Here is a 9,560-nt window from a genome sequence, read left to right on the forward strand (position 1 = left end):
GAGGCAGGGGTGGCGCCGTTCAACTCACGTGAAGGATGTGTGACGTCACGCGTCGAACGAGTGGACCGTCGACGTCCGGTACGTCTGCCCGGGTCGGAGCACGGTCGACGGGAAGTGCGCGTGGTTCGGCGAGTCCGGGAAGTGCTGTGTCTCCAGGCAGAGGGCGTCGCCCTGGCGGTAGGTGTGGCTGCCGGTGCCGACGAGGGTGCCGTCGAGGAAGTTGCCGGAGTAGAACTGCAGGCCCGGCTGGTCGGTGGCGATCTTCAGGGTGCGGCCGGAGCGCGGGTCGCGCAGGGTGGCGATGTGCTCGGGCCTGGCGGTGATGCCCTTGTCCAGGACCCAGTTGTGGTCGTAGCCCTTGGCCTGGACCTGCTGCGGGTGACCGGCCCGGATGTCCTGGCCGATGGCCTTGCCGTGGCGGAAGTCGAAGGGGGTGCCGGCGACCTTCGCCGACTCGCCCGTGGGGATCAGGCCCGAGTCGGTGGGCGTGTAGCGGGAGGCGGCGATCGTGAGCTCGTGGTCCTCGATGGTGCCGCTGCCCTCGCCGGCCAGGTTCCAGTAGACGTGGCTGGTGAGGTTGAGGACGGTGGCCTTGTCGGTGGTGGCCTCGTAGTCGATGCGCCAGTCGCCGTGCCGGGTGAGGGTGTACGTCACCTTCGCCTTGAGCGTGCCGGGGTAACCCATCTCGCCGTCGACGCTGGTGTAGTGCAGGTGCAGGCCGACGTCGGAGTCCTCGGTGAACGGCTCGACGTCCCAGATCCGCTTGTCGAAGCCCTTGGCGCCGCCGTGCAGGCTGTTCTCGCCGTCGTTCACGGAGAGCTGGTACGTCTTGCCGTCCAGGGTGAAGCGGCCTTTGCCGATGCGGTTGCCGTAGCGGCCGATCAGGGCGCCGAAGTACGGGCTCTTCGCGACGTAGTCGTCGATGGTGTCGAAGCCCAGGACGACGTTCTTGCGGCGGCCGTGCCGGTCGGGGAACTCCAGCGTCTGGACGATGCCGCCGTAGGAGAGGACCTTCAGCCGCGTGCCGCCGTTCTCCAGCGACCAGCGGTGGACCTTCGTGCCGTCGGCGAGCCTGCCGAAGAGCTCCTTCACCGGCTTCCTGCCTCCCGCGGTGGCCTGCGCCGTGCCGACCGTGGTGGTGGCGGCGATTCCCGCCGCCGCGCCTGCTATGACCGTGCGTCTGCTCAGTTCCATTGCGGCTCCCCGAAAGGAAGGGGCCCCGCCTGTGACAGGCGGGGCCCGAGCTGACTTACGAACCGGACTTGCGCTTGTTCCACACGTCGAAGCCGACCGCCGCGAGCAGGGCCAGGCCCTTGATGACCTGCTGCCAGTCGGTTCCGACACTGAGGAGGTTCATGCCGTTGTTCAGCACACCGAGGACGAGACCACCGATGATCGCGCCGAGGACGGTGCCGACACCACCGCTCATGGACGCGCCACCGATGAACGACGAGGCGATCGCCTCGAGTTCGTAGTTCACGCCCGCCTTCGGCGAGGCCGCGTTGAGGCGGGCGGCGACCACCAGACCCGCCAGGGCGGCGAGCACGCCCATGTTCAGGAATACCTGGAAGGTGATCCTCTTGTCCTTGACGCCGGACAGCTTCGCCGCCGGAAGGTTGCCGCCGATGGCGTAGATGTGCCGGCCGAACACGGCGTTGCGCATGACGTAGCCGTAGCCGACCACCAGGACGCCGAGGATGATGAGCACGATCGGCGCGCCCTTGTAGCTGGCGAGCAGCAGTGTGACGACCAGGACGGCGGCGATCAGGGCGACCAGCTTCAGCGCGAACAACCGCGCGGGCAGCACGTCGAGCGCGAACTCCTGCTGGCGGCGCCGGTCCCGCACCTCCTGCCACACCACGGAGGCGATGAGGACGAGGCCGAGGAGCAGCGTGAGGTTGTGGTAGTTGGTGGTCGGGCCGACCTCCGGCAGGAAGCCGTTGCCGATCTTCTGCAGCCCGTCCGGGAACGGGCCGAGGGTCTGCCCCTTGAGCAGGATCTCCGTCAGTCCGCGGAAGAGCAGCATCCCGGCGAGGGTGACGATGAACGACGGTATGCCGAGATAGGCGATCATGAACCCTTGCAACGCGCCCGCCGCCGCGCCCACCAGCAGGCACAGCACCACGGCGACCGGCCACGCCACATGGTGGCTGACCGTCAGAGCGGCCGCCACCGCGCCCACGAACGCGGTGAGTGAGCCGACCGACAGGTCGATGTGGCCCGCGATGATCACCAGCATCATGCCGATCGCGAGGATCAGGATGTAGCTGTTCTGCAGCACCAGGTTGGAGACGTTGCGCGGCAGCAGCAGGTCCCCGCCGGTCCAGATTTCGAAGAGGACGACGATCAGGCCGAGCGCGATCAGCATGCCGTACTGCCGCATGTTGCGGCGCATGCCGTTCAGCATCAGCTGGAGCAGGCCCTCGCCCGCGGCCGATCCGCTTCTGCCCGGAGGCGCGGGGGCCGGGGTCTTGGCGGTCACATCCGTGCTCATCGCGTTACCTCTTTGTCCTGTGTGTCCTTCGTCATCCGGCGCATCAGCACTTCCTGCGTGGCCTCGGCCCGCGGCACCTCACCGGTCAGCCGCCCCGCGGCCATGGTGTAGATGCGGTCGCACATGCCGAGCAGCTCGGGCAGCTCGGAGGAGATGAAGACGACCGCCTTGCCCTGCGCGGCCAGCTGGTCGATGACCGTGTAGATCTCGTACTTGGCGCCCACGTCGATGCCGCGGGTCGGCTCGTCCAGGATCAGCACGTCCGGACCCGCGAAGATCCACTTGCTGAGGACGACCTTCTGCTGGTTGCCGCCGGACAGCTTGCCCACCGGCTCGAAGACGGTCGGCGCCTTGATGTTCATGGACGTGCGGAAGCCCTCGGCGACCTGCCGCTCCTCGTGCTCGTCCACCACACCCCGCTTGGCGACCTTGTTCAGGGCGGTCAGCGAGATGTTCCGGTTGATGGTGTCGATGAGGTTCAGGCCGTACTGCTTGCGGTCCTCGGTGACGTACGCGATGCCGTGGGCGACCGCCTCTGCGACGGTCTTCGTACGGATCTCCTTACCGTGCTTGAGGACCGTGCCGCCCGCGTACCGGCCGTAGGTGCGCCCGAAGACGTTCATCGCCAGCTCGGTGCGCCCTGCGCCCATGAGGCCCGCGATGCCGACGATCTCCCCGCGCCGCACCTCGATCGACACGTCGTCAACCACCTTGCGCTGCTGGTCGATCGGGTGGAACACGGTCCAGTTGCGGATCTCCAGCGCCGGGGCCGCGCCCTCTTCCGGCTGGTGCGGGGTGCGCTCGGGGAAGCGGTGGTCGAGGTCGCGGCCCACCATGCCGGCGATGATCCGCTCCTCGGTCGTCTCCGGCGCCTTGACGTCGAGGGTCTCGATGGTGCGGCCGTCGCGCAGGATCGTCACCGAGTCGGCGACCTTGCGGATCTCGTTCAGCTTGTGGGAGATGATGATCGAGGTGATGCCCTGCCTCTTCAACTCCAGGATGAGATCGAGGAGTTTGCCGCTGTCCTCGTCGTTCAGGGCCGCCGTCGGCTCGTCGAGGATGAGCAGCTTCACCGACTTCGACAACGCCTTCGCGATCTCCACGAGCTGCTGCTTGCCCACGCCGATGTCGGCGACGCGGGTCTCGGGGTGCTCGTCGAGGCCGACGCGGCGCAGCAGCTCGGTGGCGTGCCTGAGGGTGTCGTTCCAGTTGATGAAGCCGCGCGTGGCGTGTTCGTTGCCGAGGAAGATGTTCTCCGCGATGGAGAGGAACGGCACCAGTGCCAGCTCCTGGTGGATGATGACGATGCCGTGCTGCTCGCTCGCCCGGATGTCCTTGAAGCGGCAGACCTCTCCCTCGAAGAGGATCTCGCCTTCGTAGGTGCCGTGCGGATGGACGCCGGAGAGCACCTTCATCAAGGTGGACTTTCCGGCGCCGTTCTCCCCGCAGATGGCGTGGACCTCGCCCTGACGCACGGTCAGTGTGACGTCCGACAGCGCCTTGACACCGGGAAAGGTCTTGACGATCGAGCGCATTTCCAGGACGGGTCCCGCCATGGTCGTGCCTTCCAGTCGGTGGTGGGTGCGGTTACTTCTGGAGCTCGGCCTCGGTGTAGTAGCCGCCGTCCACCAGCACCTGCTGGTAGTTGTTCTTGTCGACGCTCACCGGCTGCAGCAGGTAGGCGGGGACGACCTTCGTGCCGTTGTCGTACGTCTTGGTGTCGTTGACCTGCGGCTTCTTGCCCTTGAGGGCGTCGTCGACCATGGACGAGGCGACCTCGGCGAGCTTGCGGGTGTCCTTGTAGACCGTCTGCGTCTGCTCACCCGCGGTGATCGACTTCACCGAGGCCAGCTCGGCGTCCTGACCGGTGAGGACCGGCAGCGGCTTGCTCTTGCTGCCGTAGCCGTCGGACTTCAGTGCCGACAGGATGCCGATGGAGATGCCGTCGTAGGGCGACAGGACCGCGTCGACCCGGGCGCTCTTGTAGGAGGAGGTGAGGATGTCGTCCATGCGCCGCTGCGCGGTGGCGCCGTCCCAGCGCAGGGTGGTGACCTGGTTGAGCTGCGTCTGACCGGACTTGACGACCAGCTTCTTGCTGTCCATGTACGGCTTCAGGACGCTCATCGCGCCGTTGAAGAAGTACTTGGTGTTGTTGTCGTCGTTGGAGCCGGCGAACAGCTCGATGTTGAACGGGCCCTTGCCGTTCTTCAGGCCGAGCTTGTCGACGATGTAGTTGGCCTGGAGTTGGCCGACCTTCTCGTTGTCGAAGGAGGCGTAGTAGTCGACGTTCTTGGTGCCGAGGATCAGCCGGTCGTAGGCGATGACCGGGATGTTGGCGTCGGCGGCCTCCTGGAGCACGTTGTTCAGGGACTTGTTGTCGATGGCCGCGATGATCAGGCCCTTGACGCCCTGGGTGATCAGGTTCTCGATCTGGGAGACCTGGGTGTCCGGGTCGTCCTCGCCGTAGACGAGCTTGGTCCTGTAGCCCTTGGCCTTGAGGTTCTTGACGACGTTGTTGCCGTCGGAGATCCAGCGCTCGGAGGACTTGGTCGGCATCGCGATGCCGATGGTGGCGCCCTTGGTGCTGCCCGCCTTCTCCTTGCTGCCGCCCTCGCTGTTCTGCCCGCAGGCGGTCAGGGTGAGGGCGAGGGAGGCGGCTCCGGCTATCGCGGCGAGGGCGGCTCTGCGGTTGCGCATGGTCATCATCCTTGATGTGTGTGCCGGGCTCGGTCTGGTGGTCGAGACGCTCCCGGGAGTGGTGCGGTGGTAGACCGAGAAGGGTTATGTGGGATTGTGGGCGGCTGTGTCTTGTTCTGTGAAGGTGAATTTCCGGAACGTTATGCCGGGACGTCGAACCGGTTCAGCGGGCCGGGCAGCCGCGAACCGAGCGGCGCCATGTCGCCGTCCGCTCCGTGGCGTGCCAGCAGGTCCAGGGCGAGCCTGCCGCGCCGCACCCGTTCCCGGGCGGTGGCCAGGGTCAGCTCCCGCAGGTGGTGTCCGTACGGGTAGATGCCGGGAGCCTTGGACAGGCCGAACTTCAGATAGAGCGGTGCGCCGCGCCGGATCAGCTCGGCGACCTCGTACATCCGCACATAGCCGCCGAGATCGTCGGGGGCCTCGATGTACATGTCCATGGGGGCGCCGGACACCCGGCGGATCTCGGTGAGGTGATCGAGCGTCAGGTCGCTGGGCACGTTGATGGAGTCGGCACCCAGGCGCTCGAAGACGGCGTACGACGCCGGGTTCACCGGGCCGATCAGCGCGGACACCTTGAGGGTGGTGTCGGCCGGGATGATGCCCTGCTCGCGCGCCCGGTGCAGCGTCCACAGCACGCCCTCGTCGGCGACCAGCAGGCACTTGACGCCCAGCTCGGTGGCCCGTACGGCGTCTTCGACGCACCCGGCGACCGCGTCGTGGCCGCGGGCCCTGAGGCCGGCGCCGCGCGAGTCGGAGCGCACCGAGCCGCCGATGTCCCAGGTGCCGCGCGGGCCGGTGAACAGGCAGAGTTCGATGTCGCGTTCGTTGGTGGCCTCGACCATCTCGGTGATCTCGGCGTCGGTCAGCATCCACACGCCGCTGCCCTGGCTGATCCGGTGGATCGGCACGTCGAGCCGCGAGGACTCCTTGAGGACCACGGCCAGGGCCTCGGGACCCTCGCACGAGGGGATCTCGGTGCGCCAGCGGCCGCCGCCCGGGAAGCTGCGGGGCGAGGCGTCGGCGGGGTCGAGGGCGGGGGTGCTCAGGCCCAGCGCGGCGAGCGCCTGCTCACCGGGCCTGCGGGCTGCCGTGGCGGAAGCGTCGGTCACAAGCTGTCCTTCGTGTTCGGTATTTCGGACAAGGTTCGCGGCTCAGGGTGTGCGTCGAGCTGGGTGGTACGCCGGACACGGCGCCGTCAGGTCACGCCGTGACCGGTGCACGACTAGGGCCGGAGCAGGACCTTGCCGACTTTCGGGTCGCCGGCTCCGACCAGCTCGATGGCCTGCGAGAACTCGGCGAGCGGCAGTTCGTGGGTGACGAGCGGCAGCGGATCGAGCAGCCCGGCCGCGAACACCCGCACCGTGTGCGCCCAGGCGTCCGGCGGTGCCCCGAAGACTGTGTGCACCTCCAGCTGCCGCACCACGAGGTCGGTCGGGTCGAGCCCGTCGGCGCCCGGCGCCGGGATGCCCGTCAGCACCAGGCGCCCGCCGCGCCGGAGCAGCGAGGCGGCGGTGCGCGCGGCGTCCGCGGACCCGGCGGTCTCGATCACGACGTCGACGTCGTCGGGGAGCTCCTGGTCCTTGGTGCGGAAGTCGGTGGCGCCGAACTGCCGGGACAGCGCTGCGCGGTCGCCCCGGGTGCCGACGACCAGCAGTTCGGCCGGGGAGACCGCCTTCAGGAACTGCACGGCGAACATGCCGAGGGTTCCCGTGCCGACCACGGCCACCCGCTCGCCCGGCCGGGCGTTCGCCTTCAGCGCGGCGGCCGCGATGCAGGCGGCGGGCTCCAGGAGGGCGGCGGCGGTGAGATCGGCGTCGTCCGGCAGGACGTGCAGCAGCCGGGCCGGAAGCGTCAGCGTGGCGGCCATCGCGCCGGGCTGGGTGAAGCCGGTCTCCTCGTAGCCGGCGGTGCACAGGGTCGTCTCGCCGGCGTGGCAGCGGTCGCAGACCTGGCAGTTGCGGAAGCCCTCGCCGACGACCTTGCGGCCGACCACGCTCTCCGGCACCCCGGCGCCGACCGCCCGCACCGTGCCGGACCACTCGTGGCCGGGGGTGAGCGGGTAACGGACGTACCCCTCGGGCCGGTTGCCCTGGTACACCTCGCGGTCGCTGCCGCAGATGCCGACGGCGTGCACGGCGACGAGCGCCTCGCCGGGACCGGGGTCGCGTGGCGTGTGGCCCACGAGCCGGTGCGTGCCCGGCGCCTCGACGACGACGGCGGTGCTCACTTCGTGCCCTTCGGCCTGCGCTGCTCCCAGCCGTCGGCCCACAGGTCGAACCGGGCCTGCTGCTGCGGGAATTCGGCAGCAGCGTCGGTGTCCAGCTCGACGCCCAGGCCCGGCGCGTCGGACAGGTGGAAGTAGCCGTCGACGACCTCCGGGGCGCCCTTGACGACCTTCTTGATCTCCGCGTCCGCGAAGTCGTTGAAGTGCTCCAGGATCTTGAAGTTCGGGGAGGTGAAGCCGACTTGGAGACTCGCGGCGGTGAGCACCGAACCGCCCACGTTGTGGGGGGCGACCAGCATGTAGTGGGTCTCGGCGGTGGCCGCCAGCTTCCGGGTCTCCCAGATGCCGCCGATGTGGCCGACGTCGGGCTGGAGGATGTCGGCGGCCTGGTTCTCGAACAGCTCGCGGAACTCGATGCGGTCGTGGATGCGCTCACCGGTCGCGACCGGCAGGTCCACCTTCTCGGCGACCTTCTTCAGCGCCTTGGGGTTCTCGGGCGGGACCGGTTCCTCCAGCCACGCCGGCTTGAAGGGTGCCATCTCCTTGGCCAGCCGGACGGCGGTGGCGGGGGAGAAGCGGCCGTGCATCTCCAGCATCAGCTCGGTCTCCGGGCCGATGGCGTCCCGGACGGCCTCGATGAGGGAGACGGAGTAGAGGGTCTGCTCGTGGTCGAGCTCGAAGTGCCCGGTGCCGAAGGGGTCGATCTTCAGGGCCCGGTAGCCGCGGGTGATGACAGCCTGGGCGGCCTTGTGGTAGGCCTCCGGAGTCCGCTCCGTCGTGTACCAGCCGTTGGCGTACGCCTTGACCCTGTCGGTGACCCTGCCGCCCAGCAGCTGCCACACCGGGACGCCGAGGGCCTTGCCCTTGATGTCCCAGCACGCCATCTCGACGACCGCGATGCCGGACATGACGATCTCACCGGCGCGGCCGTAGTCGCCGTACTTCATGCGGCGGACGAGATCCTCGACAGCGAACGGGTCGGACCCGAGAATGTGGTTGGCCTCGGCCTCCCGCAGATAGCCGATCAACGCGTCGGTGTGGCCCAGCATCCGGGTCTCGCCGACTCCCGTGATGCCCTCGTCGGTGTGCACCTGTACGTACGTCAGGTTGCGCCACGGCGTCCCGACCACGTGTGTGCTGATTCCGGTGATGCGCACGGCAGTTGCCCCTCAGCTGTTCGAGATTTCGTCACACGTTCGAAATGCTGGCGTGACAGTAAGGAGGGGCCGCGGGGGGTGTCAATGGGTCGAACGGGTAACGGTTTCGGCAAACCTTTCGATGGCTCTTTCGGTCTCCCACAGAACCTTCACAGAGGCGCCTAGGAACGTTACCTACGGGGAACTTAGTCTTCCCGCGTCATGGACTACTGCCACCCGTGCCGTCGGCACCTGAACGGCGCCCTGGCCTGCCCGGGGTGCGGCGCACCAGCGGAGACGCTTCACGCCTACGCGGAGGAAGCGGACATACGTCCGCAGTCGGACGTCATCGAAGAGCCGTACGAGGACGAGGACGAGGACTTCGAAGACGACGGTCAGGACGGCCGGGGTGAGCCGCAGGGCCGGGCGGCCCAACGCCGGTCGCGAAATCGCGGGCGCGGAAGGGCCGGCGAGCGCACGGCGGGCGCGGCCGCGAGCCGTCGCGACCGCAAGGCCGCGGCGCACCGCAGGAGGCGGCGCCGGACCCTCCTGATCGCCGCCGGATTCGTACTGGCTGCGGGCGGACTGAGTCTCGCCGAGCTCGGTGTCGACGCGCCCGGGTTCTCGAGCCCGAAACCGGCGGCGGCCGGGGACGACACGGCGGACGGCGGCGGAACGTCGTCGGACACGGGTCGGACGGCCCAGCCGCTGGACGACACGGCCGGAACGGGCACCGGCGCGGGTACGGCTGCGCCGGACGCGTCGGCCTCCCCGTCGGCATCGAAGTCCGGGAAGGACAAGAAGACCAAGCCGGACAAGGAGACGGCCAAGCCTCAGCAGTCGGCGACGACGGGAACGGATACGGGTACGGGTACATCGGCCCCGGCGACCACGGCCGCACCCCCGCCGACGACCACCCCGACGACTCGGCCGACGCCGTCCAACCCGGCCCCGGACCCGACACCGACGAAGACGTGCAAGCGGTTCCTCTGGTGGTGCACGTGAGCCG

The 9,560-nt window shown here is 68.6% G+C and carries 8 protein-coding genes; 1 reads left to right on the forward strand and 7 read right to left on the reverse strand.

From position 1 onward, the window contains the following. Positions 1-45: 45 nt before the first annotated feature. From ABZV31_RS01070 to ABZV31_RS01100, 7 genes are all read right to left on the reverse strand, one after another. Positions 46-1,194 carry an aldose epimerase family protein gene (locus ABZV31_RS01070; protein WP_355886379.1) on the reverse strand — a complete coding sequence of 383 codons (1,149 nt, stop codon included), beginning with the start codon at positions 1,192-1,194 and terminating at the stop codon, positions 46-48. Between the two features lie 55 nt (positions 1,195-1,249). Then, positions 1,250-2,494: a multiple monosaccharide ABC transporter permease gene (gene mmsB, locus ABZV31_RS01075; RefSeq protein ID WP_355886382.1), complete on the reverse strand. Its 1,245-nt coding sequence runs from the start codon at positions 2,492-2,494 to the stop codon at positions 1,250-1,252. Continuing rightward, positions 2,491-4,050 (reverse strand): multiple monosaccharide ABC transporter ATP-binding protein, encoded by a 1,560-nt coding sequence (gene mmsA / locus ABZV31_RS01080; RefSeq protein WP_355886385.1) that lies wholly within the window; start codon positions 4,048-4,050, stop codon positions 2,491-2,493. The genes mmsB and mmsA overlap by 4 nt, the downstream gene beginning before the upstream one ends. A 31-nt stretch (positions 4,051-4,081) precedes the next feature. Next, positions 4,082-5,191 (reverse strand): multiple monosaccharide ABC transporter substrate-binding protein, encoded by a 1,110-nt coding sequence (gene chvE / locus ABZV31_RS01085; RefSeq protein ID WP_355886388.1) that lies wholly within the window; start codon positions 5,189-5,191, stop codon positions 4,082-4,084. A gap of 140 nt (positions 5,192-5,331) precedes the next feature. Further along, positions 5,332-6,300, reverse strand: a complete 969-nt coding sequence (locus ABZV31_RS01090; protein ID WP_355886391.1) for a hypothetical protein — start codon at positions 6,298-6,300, stop codon at positions 5,332-5,334. 113 nt (positions 6,301-6,413) lie between these two features. Then, on the reverse strand, positions 6,414-7,418 hold the full coding sequence (locus ABZV31_RS01095; RefSeq protein WP_355886393.1) for an alcohol dehydrogenase catalytic domain-containing protein: 1,005 nt from the start codon (positions 7,416-7,418) through the stop codon (positions 6,414-6,416). Beyond that, positions 7,415-8,572, reverse strand: a complete 1,158-nt coding sequence (locus ABZV31_RS01100) for a mandelate racemase/muconate lactonizing enzyme family protein (protein ID WP_355886396.1) — start codon at positions 8,570-8,572, stop codon at positions 7,415-7,417. The genes ABZV31_RS01095 and ABZV31_RS01100 overlap by 4 nt, the downstream gene beginning before the upstream one ends. A 201-nt stretch (positions 8,573-8,773) precedes the next feature. Here ABZV31_RS01100 and ABZV31_RS01105 point away from each other — a divergent pair, with 201 nt between their 5' ends. Further along, positions 8,774-9,556: a hypothetical protein gene (locus tag ABZV31_RS01105; RefSeq protein ID WP_355886399.1), complete on the forward strand. Its 783-nt coding sequence runs from the start codon at positions 8,774-8,776 to the stop codon at positions 9,554-9,556. Positions 9,557-9,560: the final 4 nt, after the last annotated feature.

The organism is Streptomyces sp. NPDC005202, assembly GCF_040608235.1.
Lineage (GTDB): Bacteria > Actinomycetota > Actinomycetes > Streptomycetales > Streptomycetaceae > Streptomyces.

Bases quoted from the DNA above. Each gene is read 5' to 3' on its own strand.
- ABZV31_RS01070 (WP_355886379.1), bottom strand. From the start codon at position 1,194: ATGGAACTGAGCAGACGCACGGTCATAGCAGGCGCGGCGGCGGGAATC.
- mmsB (WP_355886382.1), bottom strand. From the start codon at position 2,494: ATGAGCACGGATGTGACCGCCAAGACCCCGGCCCCCGCGCCTCCGGGC.
- mmsA (WP_355886385.1), bottom strand. From the start codon at position 4,050: ATGGCGGGACCCGTCCTGGAAATGCGCTCGATCGTCAAGACCTTTCCC.
- chvE (WP_355886388.1), bottom strand. From the start codon at position 5,191: ATGCGCAACCGCAGAGCCGCCCTCGCCGCGATAGCCGGAGCCGCCTCC.
- ABZV31_RS01105 (WP_355886399.1), top strand. From the start codon at position 8,774: ATGGACTACTGCCACCCGTGCCGTCGGCACCTGAACGGCGCCCTGGCC.